At 61.8% G+C, this 15,793-nt stretch carries 16 protein-coding genes; 5 read left to right on the top strand and 11 right to left on the bottom strand.

Annotated elements, in window-relative coordinates:
* Positions 1 to 379 precede the first annotated feature (379 nt).
* The 3 genes from trmFO to gluQRS are packed head-to-tail and all read left to right on the top strand — an operon-like array spanning position 380 to position 3,240.
* On the top strand, positions 380 to 1,735 hold the full coding sequence (gene trmFO, locus ETW24_RS08985) for a methylenetetrahydrofolate--tRNA-(uracil(54)-C(5))-methyltransferase (FADH(2)-oxidizing) TrmFO (RefSeq protein ID WP_129370731.1): 1,356 nt from the start codon (positions 380 to 382) through the stop codon (positions 1,733 to 1,735).
* Positions 1,736 to 1,768: 33 nt separating this feature from the next.
* Positions 1,769 to 2,383, top strand: coding sequence for a class I SAM-dependent DNA methyltransferase (locus ETW24_RS08980; protein WP_129370729.1), 615 nt, complete (start codon positions 1,769 to 1,771; stop codon positions 2,381 to 2,383).
* Complete coding sequence (gene gluQRS / locus ETW24_RS08975) at positions 2,380 to 3,240, top strand: tRNA glutamyl-Q(34) synthetase GluQRS (RefSeq protein ID WP_129370728.1); 861 nt, start codon at positions 2,380 to 2,382, stop codon at positions 3,238 to 3,240. Before ETW24_RS08980 ends, gluQRS begins: the two co-directional genes overlap by 4 nt.
* A 29-nt stretch (positions 3,241 to 3,269) precedes the next feature.
* Here the strand turns inward: gluQRS and hisI are convergent, their stop codons facing one another.
* Positions 3,270 to 3,641, bottom strand: a complete 372-nt coding sequence (gene hisI, locus ETW24_RS08970; protein ID WP_129370726.1) for a phosphoribosyl-AMP cyclohydrolase — start codon at positions 3,639 to 3,641, stop codon at positions 3,270 to 3,272.
* Positions 3,642 to 3,718: 77 nt separating this feature from the next.
* On the opposite strand from hisI, the gene ETW24_RS08965 reads away from it, so the two are divergent.
* Positions 3,719 to 4,171: an iron-sulfur cluster assembly scaffold protein gene (locus ETW24_RS08965; RefSeq protein ID WP_129370724.1), complete on the top strand. Its 453-nt coding sequence runs from the start codon at positions 3,719 to 3,721 to the stop codon at positions 4,169 to 4,171.
* A 290-nt stretch (positions 4,172 to 4,461) separates the two neighbouring features.
* On the opposite strand, the gene ETW24_RS25100 is transcribed toward ETW24_RS08965, so the two are convergent.
* From ETW24_RS25100 to sciP, 5 genes are all read right to left on the bottom strand, one after another.
* Complete coding sequence (locus tag ETW24_RS25100) at positions 4,462 to 4,584, bottom strand: hypothetical protein (protein ID WP_275423038.1); 123 nt, start codon at positions 4,582 to 4,584, stop codon at positions 4,462 to 4,464.
* Positions 4,585 to 4,732: 148 nt separating this feature from the next.
* Positions 4,733 to 6,823 (bottom strand): ATP-dependent DNA helicase RecG, encoded by a 2,091-nt coding sequence (recG, locus tag ETW24_RS08960; RefSeq protein ID WP_129370722.1) that lies wholly within the window; start codon positions 6,821 to 6,823, stop codon positions 4,733 to 4,735.
* Positions 6,820 to 9,072: an NAD-dependent DNA ligase LigA gene (gene ligA / locus ETW24_RS08955; protein WP_441328134.1), complete on the bottom strand. Its 2,253-nt coding sequence runs from the start codon at positions 9,070 to 9,072 to the stop codon at positions 6,820 to 6,822. Before ligA ends, recG begins: the two co-directional genes overlap by 4 nt.
* Positions 9,073 to 9,241: 169 nt before the next feature.
* Entirely contained in the window at positions 9,242 to 9,961 is a 720-nt protein-coding gene (gene ctrA / locus ETW24_RS08950; RefSeq protein ID WP_129370721.1) for a response regulator transcription factor CtrA, read from the bottom strand.
* Between the two features lie 117 nt (positions 9,962 to 10,078).
* Positions 10,079 to 10,366: a CtrA inhibitor SciP gene (sciP, locus tag ETW24_RS08945; RefSeq protein ID WP_129370719.1), complete on the bottom strand. Its 288-nt coding sequence runs from the start codon at positions 10,364 to 10,366 to the stop codon at positions 10,079 to 10,081.
* Positions 10,367 to 10,513: 147 nt separating this feature from the next.
* On the opposite strand from sciP, the gene mnmA reads away from it, so the two are divergent.
* Entirely contained in the window at positions 10,514 to 11,659 is a 1,146-nt protein-coding gene (mnmA, locus tag ETW24_RS08940) for a tRNA 2-thiouridine(34) synthase MnmA (RefSeq protein ID WP_129370717.1), read from the top strand.
* A 235-nt stretch (positions 11,660 to 11,894) separates the two neighbouring features.
* Here mnmA and lpxB read toward each other — a convergent pair whose 3' ends face one another.
* From lpxB to ETW24_RS08915, 5 genes are all read right to left on the bottom strand, one after another.
* A complete protein-coding gene (lpxB, locus tag ETW24_RS08935; protein ID WP_129370715.1) occupies positions 11,895 to 13,061 on the bottom strand; it encodes a lipid-A-disaccharide synthase in 1,167 nt (388 codons plus the stop codon).
* The gene (locus tag ETW24_RS08930; protein WP_129370714.1) at positions 13,058 to 13,846 is read right to left on the bottom strand and encodes an LpxI family protein; all 789 of its coding nucleotides are present in this window, start codon (positions 13,844 to 13,846) and stop codon (positions 13,058 to 13,060) included. The genes lpxB and ETW24_RS08930 overlap by 4 nt, the downstream gene beginning before the upstream one ends.
* A 4-nt stretch (positions 13,847 to 13,850) precedes the next feature.
* The gene (gene lpxA / locus ETW24_RS08925; protein WP_129370712.1) at positions 13,851 to 14,636 is read right to left on the bottom strand and encodes an acyl-ACP--UDP-N-acetylglucosamine O-acyltransferase; all 786 of its coding nucleotides are present in this window, start codon (positions 14,634 to 14,636) and stop codon (positions 13,851 to 13,853) included.
* A gap of 1 nt (position 14,637) precedes the next feature.
* On the bottom strand, positions 14,638 to 15,108 hold the full coding sequence (gene fabZ, locus ETW24_RS08920; RefSeq protein ID WP_129370710.1) for a 3-hydroxyacyl-ACP dehydratase FabZ: 471 nt from the start codon (positions 15,106 to 15,108) through the stop codon (positions 14,638 to 14,640).
* A gap of 75 nt (positions 15,109 to 15,183) precedes the next feature.
* Entirely contained in the window at positions 15,184 to 15,729 is a 546-nt protein-coding gene (locus ETW24_RS08915) for an OmpH family outer membrane protein (protein ID WP_254695730.1), read from the bottom strand.
* Positions 15,730 to 15,793: the final 64 nt, after the last annotated feature.

Below are 15,793 nucleotides of genomic sequence, written 5' to 3'. Positions count from 1 at the left end.
CCGGGAGGATTTTTCGGGAATTCCGGCCTGACCTCCGGAATTCTCTGAAAATTTTAGGCTTTGTTTACCATTCCGCACATATTGTTTCCTTAAGAAGCCAGCCAAACGCCTTTCAATTCGGGCGGAAAGATGGCAAAGATTGGGCACGGTCGCTGATTAGTCACTGACCGGCACAATTTGGGCTGCTGCTGCGGAAGGGTCCCTCCAACCGGTTCTCTCTCACCGGTGACCATTCCCGCAGCGGCGGCCCCAAATTTCTCTCCCTCCCGGTCAGATCACATACAGCCAACAAACTCTGTACGATTTTCGGCGGCGCTGCAGCGCGGGTTCGACCGCCAATCCTGTTGCGCAACCCCTTCCCCTGCCCTATGTGGCGGGCATGACAGATCATTCGGCACAGACATTGCATATCGTGGGCGGCGGCATGGCCGGGTCCGAGGCTGCCTGGCAGGCGGCGAACATGGGCGTATCCGTGGTGATCCACGAAATGCGCCCCAAGGTGGAAACCTTTGCCCATCAAACCGGCAACCTGGGCGAGATGGTCTGTTCCAACTCCTTCCGCTCGGATGATGACGAACAGAACGCCGTGGGCCTGCTGCATTGGGAAATGCGCGCAGCAGGCGGGCTGATCATGGCCACAGCAGACCAACACCGCCTGCCCGCCGGCGGTGCGCTGGCGGTGGACCGGGATCCCTTTGCCGAAACTGTGACGGCTAGACTGAAGGCGCATCCCAATGTGTCGGTCTCTTACGAAGAGATCACCGAACTGCCTGTGGACGGCCACTGGATCTTTGCTACCGGCCCGCTGACATCACCGGAACTGGGGCAGGCAATCCAGGCGGAAACCGGCGCCGAGGCACTGGCGTTTTTCGATGCCATCGCGCCGATTGTCTATGCGGAAAGCATCGACATGTCGCAGGCCTGGATGCAGTCGCGCTATGACAAGGGCGAGACTGAGGAAGAGCGCACCGCCTACCTCAACTGCCCGATGGACAAGGACCAGTACGAGGCCTTTATCGACGCATTATTGTCAGCTGACAAAACTGAGTTTCACGAAGGCGAGACCGCGGGCTATTTCGACGGTTGCCTGCCGATCGAGGTCATGGCCGACCGCGGCCGGGAGACGCTGCGCTTTGGCCCGATGAAGCCGGTGGGGCTGACCAATCCGCATCAGCCCGGCGTCAAAGCGCATGCCGTGGTGCAACTGCGCCGCGACAACGCGCTGGGAACGCTGTTCAACATCGTCGGTTTCCAGACCAAGATGAAATACGGCGCCCAGACAGACGTGTTCAAGATGATCCCGGGGCTGGAGAACGCCAGCTTTGCACGCCTCGGCGGCATCCACCGCAACACCTTCCTGAATTCCCCCACCCTGCTGGACGCGCAGATGCGGCTGAAATCCAAGCCCAACATTCGCTTTGCCGGCCAGATCACCGGCGTCGAGGGCTATGTCGAAAGTGCGGCCATGGGCCTGCTGGCAGGCCGGCTGGCCGCGGCGGAGATCCTCGGTCAACAGCTGCCGAATGTGCCGCAGGACAGTGCCATGGGCGCGCTGATCCACCACATCACCGGCGGCGCCGAGGCCAAGACTTTCCAGCCGATGAACGTGAACTTCGGCTTGTTCCGGCCGGTTGACGGTCTGAAGGGCGGCCGCCGCGGCCGCAAGGACCGCTACAAGGCCTATACCGACCGCGCCAAGGATGTCTGGCAAGAGTGGCTCAGCAACTTTTCCTAGACGGGCTGCGGCTGCCGGGCCTAAACTTACTGCATGAGCGAAAAGTTTCTGGACAAGGCCTACGACCTTGAAACACCGGAAGCGACCCTGGATCACTACAACCAGTGGGCCGCTTCTTATGACGCTGAGATCGCCGAGAACGGTTACGCCACACCGGGCCGTATCGCCGAAGCCTTGGCACAGTTCCAACCGGACATGAGTGTGCCCGTTCTCGACTTCGGCTGCGGCACCGGCCTGTCAGGCTTGGCGCTGCGGTTGCAGGGGTTTGACACTGTGGATGGTATGGAACCGTCTGACGAAATGCTCACCCAGGCCCGCAGCAAGGGCGTCTACCGCACATTGACACAGATTGATGTCAAGGACAGCAAGCCGATCCCGCAGGGCGCCTACCGCCAGATCACCGGCTGCGGCGTTCTGGGCACTGGCGCAGCCCCGCCAGCGGTATTCGACATGATCCTGCATGCCTTGCCGCGCGGCGGGCTGTTTGCCTTTTCCTACAATGATCACGCACTGGAAGACCGCGCCTATACCGGCAAACTCAATGAATGGCTGGACTGTTCGGCCGCCCGGCTGTTATTCCGGGAGCACGGCGACCACCTCCCTGGAATCGACTTGAAGTCCACAGTTTATGTAATTGAGAAAGCGTGACATTCACCACCAGATTTGCACCGTCGCCAACCGGACCGCTGCACCTGGGCCATGCCTATTCCGCCATCCTGGCGCACGATATGGCCATGGCGGAAGGCGGCACATTTTTGCTGCGCATCGAAGATATTGATCAGTCCCGCGCGCGCGCCGAATGGGAGGCGCAGATTTTTGAGGATCTGGAGTGGCTCGGCCTGACTTGGCCGCAGCCGGTATTGCGCCAGTCGGACCGCCTGCCCCGTTATCGCGCCGCACTGGACCAATTGACAGTGATGGGCCTGACCTATCCCTGCCGCTGCAACCGTGCCGATATCGAGACCGCCGCAGGCGCCCCGCAAGAAGGGGTTCCGCAATTCGGTCCCGACGGGCGCATCTACCCAGGCACCTGCCGCGAGCGCCCGGCATCCGAGGCCACGGACAAGGACGTGATCCGGCTGAACATGATGAAAGCCGTCCAGGCAGCTGATTTACGCAGCTTCACGGAAACCAGCCCGGAGTTCGAAGGCATCCATCCCCTGGACCCGGAACAATTGATCATGACCGTTGGCGACATCATCCTGGTGCGCCGGAATTTGGGCACATCCTACCATCTGTCCGTTGTTGTTGATGACGCGGATCAAGGCATCACACATGCAGTACGCGGTGCTGACCTTTTTGAGGCCACACAGATCCACGTGCTGTTGCAAAGCCTGCTTGGATTGCCCACGCCCGTTTACCACCACCACCGCCTGATCCGCGACGAGGCTGGCAAGCGCCTTGCCAAACGCGACGATGCCCGCGCCATCGCCAAATACCGCGCCGATGGGGCCACCCCGCAGGACATCCGCGAAATGGCCGGCCTGACCGCTTCTTCTGGCTAAAAGTATCCCCGCCAGGGCCGTACCCTTGTTCAGCCCATCGGCTTCATCAGCTCAATCTCTTCGCCGCCGCGCACCGCAGTATAAAAACAGGTCCGCCGGTTGGTATGGCAGGCCGCCCCGGTTTGACGCACCAGCGCCAGCAGGCAATCCCGGTCGCAATCCACCCGCAGGTCTATCAGTTCCTGCACGTGGCCTGAGGTTTCCCCCTTCACCCAAAATGCCTGGCGCGACCGCGACCAATAGGTCACGTTCCTGGTCTCCAGCGTGCGCGCCACCGCATCGGCATTCATCCAGGCCATCATCAGAACCTCGCCCGAAGCTTCGTCCTGCGCAATGCAGGGGATCAGCCCGGCGTCATTATAGGTCAGGCTGGCGGGATCAAAGGACGCGGCAATAGACATGGGTAAAAACCTTTTGCATCTGCTGTTCGGCTCCCTATGTATGGGGAAGAACCAAGCAGGGAAAGCCCGGGAAAGACATGTCTGGCGAAAGTGATCTGATCAAACTGTACTCCACCCGCATCCTGGCGCTGGCGGCGGATATTCCGCATCTCGACAGGCTCGAATCTCCCAGTGCCACTGTCAAGAAACGCTCGCCGCTTTGCGGCTCTGCCGTGACCGTCGACATTTCTGTGACAGACGGGCGGATCGCGGATTTCGGCCAGGACGTAAAGGCTTGCGCGCTGGGACAGGCCTCGGCGGCAGTGGTGGGTGCCCATATCATCGGCCGCTCGCTGGAAGAGGTTGAGACCGCCCGCGACCAGCTGAAGGCGATGCTGACCCAGAACGGCCCGGTGCCGGACGCGCCTTTTGACGGGCTGGAAGTGCTGCAGCCTGCGCGCGAGTTCAAGAACCGCCACGCCTCGATCATGCTGGCGCTGGAGGCAACGCTGGAAGCTATGCAGACCGCCGCCAAGGAGCACTGCGCCTGACGCGGCCTTTTGCACGCCTGCACAGATAGCCCGAAATATCGCCACGCGGCCTGCACCTGTGCAAAGCACTACGCTGAGTGATCACTCTCCCCTCAAATAAAAAACCGCCGCGCATCCGGGCAGGATGGCGGCGGCAGTCATGCTCTGCTGTGCGGGACCCGGGCAGGCCAGGCTGGATATTGAGGCAATCCAAGTTGGGGATCGGGACAGGCGGTTGATCCCTCGGGCAGTCCGGGACAGGAAAGGGCCGGCCCGGCACAGCAGATGCAATCAGGAATGGGAAAAGCGGATCAGAACAGCCCTGGAAGATGCAGTGCCGCCACCAGCATCACCATCAGCGAGGCCGCGCCGATGGCGTCCTCCAGCAGGGTCGAATGGGCGTTCTGCATGGTGGTTTTGATCTGTGCAATCATGGCTCGGGCCTCCTCCGGTCAGTCTCTTCGCTCTCTGGCAAGTTTGTTGCCCCTTTGTTCTCATTTTCAAGAACGCCTGTAAAGAACTTTTTGAGAACATTTGCGAACAGATTGGAACACCGTCAGAGAACACGCTTTGGAATGCGCGTTAACCCACTGTAATCAAACGGATTGCCTGATCCTGCTTCATCAGCCACAGAAGAACACGCGCAGCCTTACCGCGGGGGCTGTCCAGTTTGGGATCGGCGGCCAGCAGCGCCCGCGCGTCGCTTTGCGCCACCGCCATCAGCCCTGCCTGGCGTTCCAAATCGGCAATACGGAACCGCGGCAGGCCGGATTGCGCGGTACCGATCATATCCCCCGCGCCGCGCATCTGCAGGTCGGTTTCCGAAATGCGGAAGCCGTCCTCGGATTCGCGCAGGACCTCAAGCCGTTTACGCCCGCCCTCAGTCAACGGAGGCTGGTACATCAACAGGCAGGTTGACTGGGCACTGCCGCGCCCCACCCTGCCGCGCAGCTGGTGCAGCTGCGCCAGGCCAAAGATCTCTGCCCGCTCAATCACCATGATCGAGGCATTCGGAACGTTCACCCCCACCTCAATCACCGTGGTGGCCACCAGAACCTTGGTATCGCCATTTTGGAACACCGCCATGGCCGCATCTTTGTCCGCAGGCGGCATCTGGCCATGCACCAATCCCACAGTGCCCTCGCCCAAAATGGCGCGCAGATGCTTGAACCGTTCCTCGGCGGCGGTCAGGTCGCTCAGCTCGGATTCATCGACCAGCGGGCAAACCCAGTAACACTGACGCCCTTCAGATATCGCCTTGCGCAGATGATCGACCACCTCCTGCATCCGCTCGGTGCTGATCACCGCGGTCTTGACCGGCTTGCGCCCCGGTGGTTTCTCGTCCAGCACTGAAACATCCATGTCGCCATATTGTGCCAGTGCCAGGGAGCGCGGGATCGGCGTTGCGGTCATCACCAGGACATCAGCACCCTTGCCCTTCTCCGCAAGCTCCATCCGCTGGCGCACCCCGAAGCGGTGCTGTTCGTCGACAATGGCCAGCCGCAGATCGCGGAATTCCACATCTTGCTGGAACACCGCGTGGGTACCGACCAGGATGTGAATGTCACCGCGTTTCAGCGCCGCCAGCTTGGCCTTGCGCTCCGCGCCTTTGTCGCGTCCGGTAAGGATCTCAATCACCACACCTGCGTCCTCGGCCAGCGGTGCAAGCCCTTCCATATGCTGCTGCGCCAGAATCCCCGTGGGAGCCATCATCACACCCTGCCCGCCTGCTTCAACAGCAACCAGCAAGGCCATGAAAGCAACCAAGGTTTTGCCAGAACCCACGTCCCCCTGCAAAAGCCGGTTCATCCGGTTGCCAGTGGCCATATCCGCCGAAATTTCGTCAATCGCGCGGGCTTGCGCGCTGGTCGGCCGGTACGGAAGAACCTTGAGCACGCGGGATTGCAGCCGTCCGGTGGCCTGGCTTTGAATACCGCGAACTTTACGTTCGGTTTGGCGGGCAAGCGCCAGGGTCAGCTGATGGGAAAACAGCTCATCATAGGCCAGCCGCGCCCGAGCCGGCGCCTGCGGGTCCAAATCACCGGGACCCTGCGGTGCATGGGCCGTTTGCAACGCGTCATGCCAGGCAGGCCAGGCTTCCTTCAGCATCTGCGCCGGGTCGATCCATTCGGCCAGCTCCGGCATCCGCGACAGCGCGCTTTGCGCCGCCTTATACATGGTTTTCTGGGTAACCCCGTGGGTCAGGCTGTAGACCGGCTCATACTCCGGGATCTCATGCGCTTCCTCAACCGGCAGCATGTGGTCCGGGTGAACCATCTGGGCCAGACCGTCAAACAGTTCCAGCTTGCCCGAGACCACACGGCGCGCGCCCTCCGGCAGCTGAGCCTCAAGGTAACGGCTGCGGCCGTGGAAGAACACAAGCTGGAATTCAGTCTCCGCATCTTCCACATGGATCCGGTATGCGCCGCCCCGGTTACGGGCGGGGCGGTGACTGCCGATGGTCACTTCAACTGTAACGACGGCGGGCAGATCCACCCCGCGGATAGTATCGCGCCGCCGCCGGTCCACCACCGAATACGGCAGCGAAAACAGCAAGTCACGCGGTGTCTCGACCTCAACCTGGGTGAGGGATTGTGCAGTCTTCGGACCGACCCCCTGCAAGGTCTCGGCCCCGGCAAACAGCGGAAACAGGATTTCGGGACGTCCGCTCATGCCTCTGCAATCAGCTCCAGCCAGCTATCTTCGTCCATTGTTCTGATACCCAGATCAGCCGCCTTCTTGGCCTTGGACCCCGCGCCCGGTCCGGCCACCAGAATGTCGGTCTTTTTGGACACCGAGCCGGACACTTTGGCACCCAAAGCTTCGGCCCGCGCCTTGGCTTCGGCGCGGGTCATCTTTTCCAGCGTGCCGGTAAAGACCACGGTCTTGCCCGCCACCGGGCTGTCCGCCGCAGGCGCGTCCGGCGGCACAATGGTCAGCTTGGCCACCAGCCGGTCAAAGGCCGCGCGTTCTTCGGGGTTGGCAAAGGCATCTGACAGGGACAGGCCCAGCACCGCGCCAATCCCATCGACACCGATAAGGTCCGCCCAAACGGACGCAGCCCCGGCAGGAACACCGCAAGCGGCAATCGCCGCATCGCGGGCGTCCTTGATGCGGGCACGGCGGCCTTCCCGAGCGGCAGACTGGCGTTCAGCCTCCTCAGCTTCGTCCGCTGCCCGGTGCGCCAGCGCAGCGGGTCGTGCGGCGTCAACCGCCTCCGCCATCGCGTGCCAATCCCGGTAATGCAATGCCAGATCCCGGCCGGCAACTTCGCCCGCGTGGCGGATGCCCAGGGCAAATATCAGTTTGGCCATCGGGATGGTGCGTTTTTCAGCAATCGCAGCAAACAGGTTATCCGCAGATTTTTCACCCCACCCTTCGCGGTTCTTCAGCTGCTGTAGTCCGGATCCATAATTTTCTTGCAAATCAAAGATATCAGCGGGTTCCTTCACCCACTCGTCTGCATGAAACTGCTCCACCTGTTTGGCGCCCAGACCCTCAATGTCAAAGGCTGCGCGGGACACAAAATGCTTCAGCTTTTCCACCGCTTGCGCCGGGCAGATCAGGCCGCCGGAACAGCGCCGCACGGCATCGCCTTCCTCGCGCACAGCCGGGCTGGCGCATTCCGGGCAAGTTTGCGGGAACTGATAGGGCGCGACATCCGCGGGCCGCTTGGTCAGATCCACATCGGCCACTTTCGGGATTACGTCACCGGCCCGGTATATCTGCACCCAATCACCGATGCGGATGTCCTTGCCGCCCCGGATCTCCTCGCCCTTTGAATCGCGGCCCTGAATGTAATCCTCGTTGTGCAGCGTCGCATTCGACACCACCACCCCGCCTACGGTCACAGGGGTGAGGCGGGCCACAGGGCTGAGCGCGCCGGTGCGTCCGACCTGAATGTCGATGGACTCCAGCCGGGTCCAGGCGAGTTCCGCCGGAAACTTATGCGCGATCGCCCAGCGGGGCGTGGTGGAGCGGAAGCCCAGCCGCCCCTGCAAGGCCAGATCATTGACCTTATACACAACGCCATCAATGTCATAGCCAAGCGTTGCGCGCTGTTCTTCGATACTGCGGTAGTGGCTGATCATCTCTTCAAGAGTTGCGCACAACCGGGTCAGCGGGTTTGTTTGAAACCCCAGGGAGTGCAGCCGCGCAATTGCCTCCATCTGCGTTTCTGCCAGAGGTTCACTCAACTCACCCCAGCTGTAAGCAAAAAACCGCAAAGGCCGGGCCCGGGTGATTTCCGCATCCAGCTGCCGCAGCGATCCTGCGGCGGCGTTGCGCGGATTGGCAAAAACCTTGCCGCCGCGTTCTTCGTGCCGGGCATTCAGCGCCTCAAAGTCAGCGTGGCTCATGTAGACTTCGCCGCGCACTTCCAGAACATCCGGCGCGCCGTGCAGCTGCTGCGGAATGTCGGCAATGGTTCGGGCGTTGGCGGTCACATTTTCACCAATGCTGCCATCGCCGCGCGTTGCCGCCTGGATCAGAACGCCCTGTTCATAGCGCAGTGACAGCGATAGCCCGTCGATCTTGGGTTCGGCGGTAAACGACAATCCATCAGAAGGCGTGAGGCCCAGGTATTTGCGGATGCTGCGGTCGAAATCGGCGACGTCCTCATCTTCAAACGCGTTGCCCAGCGACAGCATCCGCACCGAATGGGGGATCTTGCCAAAGCCAGAGGCAACCGGAGCCCCCACCGCATCAAGTTGAGTGGCATCTGCCGCTAGATCCGGATACGCCTCTGCCAGCGCACGATAGCGCCGTTTCAGCGAATCATACGCCGCATCGCTGATTTCTGGCGCATCGGCCTGATGATAGGCCAAATCCGCCGCACGAAGCTGTTCTTCCAGTCCGTGAAACTCGGCCTGCGCTTCTTCAGCCGACAGGTTGGCCACGTCTTTTTCTGTTTTCTCTGCCACGCGCGGTCCCTCTTCGTTCTCCCTTTTGGTGATAAGCTGCCGCGCTGGCCGCGTCCAGCGCATCTGACAGCCCGCATGCTGCAGGCGTCAAAAAGCAAAAAGACCCGCCAACCGGCAGGTCCTTGCAACCGGCGGCACATTATCATGTGCCGCCCGGGTGATCATCCTTTCAGGCGCCGACAGCCATTCGCTGGCCGCCTGACAGGTGGTCTTCCTGCGGATCACGCAGCACATAACCGCGGCCCCAGACGGTTTCGATGTAATTCTCGCCGCCTGTTGCGTTGCTGAGCTTCTTACGCAACTTGCAGATGAAAACATCAATGATCTTCAGTTCAGGCTCATCCATGCCGCCATAAAGATGGTTCAGGAACATCTCCTTGGTCAGCGTGGTGCCCTTGCGCAGCGACAAAAGCTCCAGCATCTGGTATTCCTTGCCGGTCAGATGCACCGCCTTGCCATCGGTCTCAACCGTCTTGGCATCCAGGTTGACCGCAATCTTGCCGGTCTTGATGATGGACTGCGAATGCCCCTTGGAACGGCGGATGATCGCATGGATCCGCGCCACCAGTTCCTCACGGTGGAAAGGCTTGGTCAGATAGTCATCCGCGCCAAAGCCGAAGCCCTTGATCTTATTGTCGGTATCATCGGCACCGGACAGTATCAGAATCGGCGTTTCGATACGGGACATGCGCAGCTGGCGCAGGACCTCGTGGCCGTTCATATCGGGCAGCCCCAGATCCAGCAGGATCAGGTCATAGTCGTAAAGTTTAGCCAGATCGATCCCTTCTTCCCCCAAATCCGTCGAGTAGACGTTCAGGTTGGCATGGGTCAGCATCAGTTCGATGCTTTTGGCCGTGGTCGGATCATCCTCAACCAGCAGAATGCGCATATTATTTTCTCCGCCTGTACACTGTTTCCCTCAGGTCGCGTTAACCTTGGTGGAAAAAAGTTAATGCCTCGTTACCATGATGGTTAATTTACAAATGCAACTCAAGGGCGGGCTTGTTTATTTTGCGTCAGGGCTGCGGAATTTCTTGAGACGCGTGGTTTTCAGGGCCTCTTCGCCATGGTCTGCAACCGCTGCAACCCAGCTTCGGAACTCTTCCTCGCTCAACCCGTAACGTTGCATGGCCTCCTTCTGAGGCAGCAGCCCGTACAGAACACCGCGCACCACCGCGGCCTTGCGAGAGGCAACCCAGCGCCTGGTGGTTGCCGGCGGCAGATCCGCCCTGGTCATGATGGTGCCATCCGGCAGGGTGACGGCCCGCGGCCCGTCAACTTTCTTCAAAAACATCTTTCTTCCCTCGAAGATCTTTTTCGTTGAGGTCTGGCACAAGAATTTCCGATCAGGCTTAACGGCACGTGAACCACGGCCCTTGAGAGTCTGTAGGATTTTCCTATATTCTGCGGCGCCTGCCCCCTTGCCTTCAGGAGCTGCCCCATGGCGCTGGATCACGACTCAAAACTAAACTCGCTCGGCTTTGCCAAACCGCCCTCGGAAACCCGGGTGGTGGTGGCCATGTCAGGCGGTGTCGACAGCTCTGTCGTCGCTGCATACTTGGCCGATCAGGGCTATGACGTGGTCGGCGTGACACTGCAGCTCTACGATCACGGCGCGGCGCTGGCCAAAAAGGGGGCCTGCTGTGCGGGCATCGATATCCACGACGCGCGGCGCGTCGCCGAGGAGCGCGGCTTCCCGCATTACGTCCTGGATTATGAGAACATTTTTAAGGATGCGGTGATTGACGAGTTCGCAGACAGCTATCTGGCCGGTGCAACCCCGGTGCCTTGCATCCGCTGCAACGAGCGGGTGAAGTTCAAGGACCTGCTGGAGACCGCCAAGGATCTGGAGGCCGACTGCATGGCCACAGGCCACTACATCCAGCGCATGATGGGGGCAAACGGGGCAGAGCTGCACAGCGCCGAGGATGCAAACCGCGACCAGAGCTACTTCCTGTTCTCGACGACGCCGGAACAACTGGATTATCTGCGCTTTCCGCTGGGCCACCTGCCCTCCAAGGACGCAACGCGGGAGATGGCGGCGCAGTACGGGTTGGCGGTGGCCGACAAGCCGGACAGTCAGGACATCTGTTTTGTGCCGGACGGAAACTATGCCGGGGTGATCGAAAAACTGCGCCCCGGTGCTGCGGAGCCGGGCGACATCGTTCATTCCGACGGACGGGTGCTGGGCCGCCACGACGGGGTGCTTCATTACACCATCGGCCAGCGCCGCGGCCTGGGCATCGGCGGGCTTTCCGAGCCGCTGTACGTGGTGAAGCTGGACGTAGACACGAAACAGGTTGTCGTCGGCCCCAAGGAACTGCTGGCCACCCGCACTATCCCGGTGCGCGAAATCAACTGGCTGGGTGACACGGCCTTCACCTCGCAGGATGAATGGCATGTGAAGGTCAGGGTCCGCTCCACCCGCCCCCCGCGTGAGGCGATTATCCGTCCTCTGAGCGAAACAACCGCCGAGGTCGAGCTGTTGACACCGGAGGAAGGCGTCTCTCCCGGTCAGGCCTGCGTGTTCTACGCCAGCGAAGGCTCCCGCATCTTTGGCGGCGGCTGGATCTGGCGCGGTTACTGAGAAACGCAGCCAGCCAATTGCGCCTTCCCTGACCCGGCAATTCCCATAAGATTGCAAAAGCGCCTGAGGCCGGTCCTGCCCTCAGGCGCTTCTCCGCAGAATCAAACCCACCGCATCATCCTGCCGGTCCGCAGATGTTTTTCTGTGCGTAGGCGGCACGCCCCGCGCGGGGGCGCAGCGCCCGCGCTACCGAAAGCCGCGCGGCGGAAGCGTCAGTCTCCGCCGCGCTCTGACCTTACATCTGGGGGAGACGGTCCAAGACAGCCCGCGCCGCCCGTAGGCCGGGCTCTTCACCGCCCTTGCCAAGACGTTGCATAGTTACGTCCATGGCACCCAGTTGCGCGCCGGGATCTGCTGCCACCGCAGCCAGCCGGGCAGCTATATTGTCCGGTGTGCACTCCGGCCCCAGACATTCCGGCACCACGCGGGTATCGCTCACCAGGTTGACCAGCGTCACAGTGTCGATCAGCGCCATGCGTTTCATGATCTGCCAGGTCAGCCATTGGAATTTGTAGGCAATCACCATCGGCGTGGCCGCGGCGGCCAGTTCCAGCGACACCGTGCCAGAAGCGGCCAGCGCCAGATCCGCCGCAGCAAAGGCGGCGCGTTTGTGGGCCTTGGCCGAGGCGGGATCAAATTTGTTCGGGTCGATCAGGACTGTGCCTTCGGGCCAGCCTTGCAAAGCCTCCGCAACCAGCCCTGCCACCGGTGCGGCAGCAGGAACGACCACCTTATAGTCCGGGTGCGTCTCCAGGAACCGTTTCAAGGCCGCCCCGAAGTCCGGCGCCAGCCGCGATATCTCAGAGCGCCGCGAACCTGGCAGCGCCAGCACAAAGGGCGCATTCCCCAGACCAAATTCCTGCCGGAACGCAGCAACCTCTTCGCGCGTGGCCTGCGGCTCGGCGACCACCGGGTGGCCGGCAAAGTCGCAGGCCATCCCGGCCTTCTCCATAAGGGGCGGCTCAAACGGCAGCAGCGCCAGCACATGGTCGATGACCTCAGCCATTTTGCCTGCCCGTTTGGGCCGCCACGCCCAAACCGAGGGCGCCACGTAATGAACCGTGCGGATATTGCTTTGCTCTTTGACCAGCCGCGCCACCCGCAGCGAGAAATCCGGGCTGTCGATAGTGATCAGCACATCCGGCCTGGTTTCCAGAACCGCATCGGCAGTTTCCCGGATCCGGCGTTTCAGATGGCGGTACTTCGGCAGCACCTCGGCCAGCCCCATCACCGAAAGCTCATCCATCGGAAACCGCGAGACCAGCCCCTGCTCAGCCATCAGCGCGCCGCCGATGCCGTCGAAAACGGCCTCCGGCGCCAGCTGTTTCAATCCCGCCATAAGCGCCCCGCCCAGCCGGTCGCCCGAAGGCTCGCCCGCCAGAATGAACACCCGCAGGCTCATCCCTTGCGCAGCCACAGGAACAGGCCCAGCCGGTTACAGGCCGAAATCACCGCCTCCTGATCCAGCACGATCACGCCGCCTGCTTCCAATGCGATGCCGGACAATCCGGCCCTGGCCGCGGCTTCCACTGTCCCGGCACCAATGGTGGGGAGGTCAGCACGGCGGTCCTGCGCCGGTTTCGGCGCCTTGAACAGCAAACCGCCCTGCCCATCCGGGCGGTGCAGCAGCGAGGCCAGCATCCAGTCGGTGCCGAAGATGTTCTCGACCGCAATGGCCTGCTGCTTGCGTACTGCACAGGACTGGCCGATATCAGCCGCACACATGGCGGCGACAATTTCAGCGCCCCGCACAGCATCCGCCTTGTCCAGTTCCCCCGGCTGCACCTTGGTTGGCACGCCCTCTGCCATCAGCAGATCCGGCGCCACTTCATGCGCGGCGCGGACAGTGAACCCGGCCTGTTCAAAAATGCCAATGATCGCCCGCAATGCCCCGTCATCGCCAGCGGCCAGCGCCGCCTGCAGCACCGGAACCAGCGGCATCGTCGCGGCATCAATGGCCGAAGGGTCGATATTGGGACGGCGCACCGCGCCTGCCATGCAGATCTCGGTCACGTCTGCGGCCTTCAAGCGTTCCAGAAAGGATCCCAGCTGTTCAAACCGGAATGTCACTTCCGCATCCACCGCATCAGGTTCCGACCCTGCCATCGCACAGATCAGCGGCCGGCCGGCAACACGGGAGACAACTTCAGCCGGCAGTTCACCGGTACCTGCAATCACTGCCAGCATGGTCTCAGCCCCCCGGTGTCAGGAAAGAGCGGTCGCTGCCGCCGGTGATAAAGGCGACGATCCGCTGCACGTATTCGCTGTCGCTCTCGTCCCCCAGCCGCTTGGCGCGCTCCTGAAAGGTGCCCTCGCCCTGGGCCAGCATCTGGAACGCGGCACGCAAGGCTGTGATGTCGCTGCGGGCGACACCGCGGCGTTTGAGGCCGACCAGGTTCAACCCGTCCAGCTCGCCCCGCTGCGCCTGGACCAACCCGTAGGGGATCACATCATTGGTCACCATGGTGACCGCGCCGATGATGGCGCCGCGGCCGATGCGCACCCATTGGTGGATGCCTGACAGGCCGCCGATGATCACGTCATCCTCCAGCACGCAGTGGCCCGCCACCGCGGCGGAGTTCACCACAATCACCCGGTCGCCGACCTGGGCATCATGGGCGATGTGGCAGCCTGCCATGAACAACCCGTCGTCGCCGATACGGGTCACGCCGCCGCCGCCGCCGGTGCCGGCATTCACCGTCACATGTTCGCGGAAACGGTTGCGCTTGCCGATCACGGTCTTGCACTTCTCGCCCTTGAACTTCAGGTCCTGCGGGATCTCGCCCAGCACCGAAAAAGAGAAGACAACGGTTTCATCGCCGATCTCGGTGTCGCCAGTGACCACCACATGGGATTTCAGAACAACCCGGTCCCCCAGCACAACGTCAGGTCCAACCAGGCAGAACGGGCCGATCTCGCAGCCCTCGCCGATTTTGGCACCGTCTTCAATAATGGCGCTGGGGTGGATGCTGCTCATTTCAGGCGCCCTCCACCTGGCGGTCTACCATCGCAGTGAATTCGGCTTCTGCGGCGACTTCGCCGTCCACCGTGGCGCGACCCAGGAACTTGAAGATCTTGCCGCCCGGTTTGCCGCGCAGCGTCTCCACATGCATTTCCAGCACGTCGCCAGGCACCACCTTGCGGCGGAATTTGCATTTGTCGATGTTCATGAAATAGATCAGCAGGTCGGTATCGACCATGTCCATGCCAACGCCCAGCATCACGCCTGCGGTCTGCGCCATCGCCTCGACGATGGTAACACCCGGCATGATCGGCGTTCCCGGGAAATGGCCCTGGAAATGCGGCTCGTTCATGGTGACATTCTTGATGCCGCGCGCCGATTTGTAGCTGTCGATATCAACCACCTTGTCGACCAGCAGGAACGGGTAGCGGTGCGGCAGAATCCGCTGGATCAGTTGAATGTCAGCATTTTGCAGCTCGGTGGTCATGCGTGGTTTCCCATTATCGTCAATTATGCTGCGCCGTCCCTAGCAAGCAGAGGGCAGTTGGGCAAGTTCGCACACTCAGCGCTCACTCTCCTCATCTGCTGCGCCATCGCCAAGAACCTCGTCTATCCGGCCGATTGCCAGGCTGGTGATATCAGCGGCATTGGCGCTCAGAAACACCGAGGCATGATCCAGAATCGCCCCTGCGCCGGTCTCCCGCATGATCTGCTGCAGTACCGGCAGTGAGGCGGCGATGAACTCCCTCCGGGCTTCCTCGCCCATCTGGTTGATTTCACGCAACTTCTGGTCCTGGCGGCGCCGGGTTTCCTGCACCTTCTGATCAAAAGCATCCGCTAGGGCGCGGAAGGCGTCCGGCGCCATGTCGCTGCGGCGTTCGGTCAGCTCCAGTTCCTCGGCGCGCAGTTCAGCCTCGATGCGGCGGTTTTCCGCGGTCAGCACCGCGCCCTCGGCCTCAATCTCGCGCTCCACCCGCTTGCCAAAGGCGCTTTCGGAAAACAGCCGGTCAGGCTGGATGGTGAGGATGCCGCTTTGCGGCAGGCCCAGCTGGAATTCCGCGCCCGTATTGGGGGGTGGAGAAGCCGGCTCCTGGGCCAGGGCCGGCACCGTCCCGGACCCGGACAGCGCTATGGTTAGACCAAGCGCTGCCCAATAACTGGGCGCAGGCCGC

The sequence above is a fragment of the Leisingera sp. NJS204 genome (assembly GCF_004123675.1).
Classification (GTDB): domain Bacteria; phylum Pseudomonadota; class Alphaproteobacteria; order Rhodobacterales; family Rhodobacteraceae; genus Leisingera.
Note: the sequence above shows the minus strand (reverse complement) of the source record. Positions and strands in the feature narration are given on the sequence as shown.

Bases quoted from the DNA above. Each gene is read 5' to 3' on its own strand.
- hisI (WP_129370726.1), bottom strand. From the start codon at position 3,641: ATGTCTATTGCCGCGTCCTTTGATCCCGCCAGCCTGACCTATAATGAC.
- ETW24_RS25100 (WP_275423038.1), bottom strand. From the start codon at position 4,584: ATGATTGCACAGATCAAAACCACCATGCAGAACGCCCATTCGACCCTG.
- mnmA (WP_129370717.1), top strand. From the start codon at position 10,514: ATGGCGCTGGATCACGACTCAAAACTAAACTCGCTCGGCTTTGCCAAA.
- recG (WP_129370722.1), bottom strand. From the start codon at position 6,823: ATGAGCGGACGTCCCGAAATCCTGTTTCCGCTGTTTGCCGGGGCCGAG.
- lpxB (WP_129370715.1), bottom strand. From the start codon at position 13,061: ATGAGCCTGCGGGTGTTCATTCTGGCGGGCGAGCCTTCGGGCGACCGG.
- sciP (WP_129370719.1), bottom strand. From the start codon at position 10,366: ATGTTTTTGAAGAAAGTTGACGGGCCGCGGGCCGTCACCCTGCCGGAT.
- ETW24_RS08965 (WP_129370724.1), top strand. From the start codon at position 3,719: ATGTCTGGCGAAAGTGATCTGATCAAACTGTACTCCACCCGCATCCTG.
- lpxA (WP_129370712.1), bottom strand. From the start codon at position 14,636: ATGAGCAGCATCCACCCCAGCGCCATTATTGAAGACGGTGCCAAAATC.
- ETW24_RS08980 (WP_129370729.1), top strand. From the start codon at position 1,769: ATGAGCGAAAAGTTTCTGGACAAGGCCTACGACCTTGAAACACCGGAA.
- ETW24_RS08930 (WP_129370714.1), bottom strand. From the start codon at position 13,846: ATGCTGGCAGTGATTGCAGGTACCGGTGAACTGCCGGCTGAAGTTGTC.
- fabZ (WP_129370710.1), bottom strand. From the start codon at position 15,108: ATGACCACCGAGCTGCAAAATGCTGACATTCAACTGATCCAGCGGATT.
- ctrA (WP_129370721.1), bottom strand. From the start codon at position 9,961: ATGCGCATTCTGCTGGTTGAGGATGATCCGACCACGGCCAAAAGCATC.
- trmFO (WP_129370731.1), top strand. From the start codon at position 380: ATGACAGATCATTCGGCACAGACATTGCATATCGTGGGCGGCGGCATG.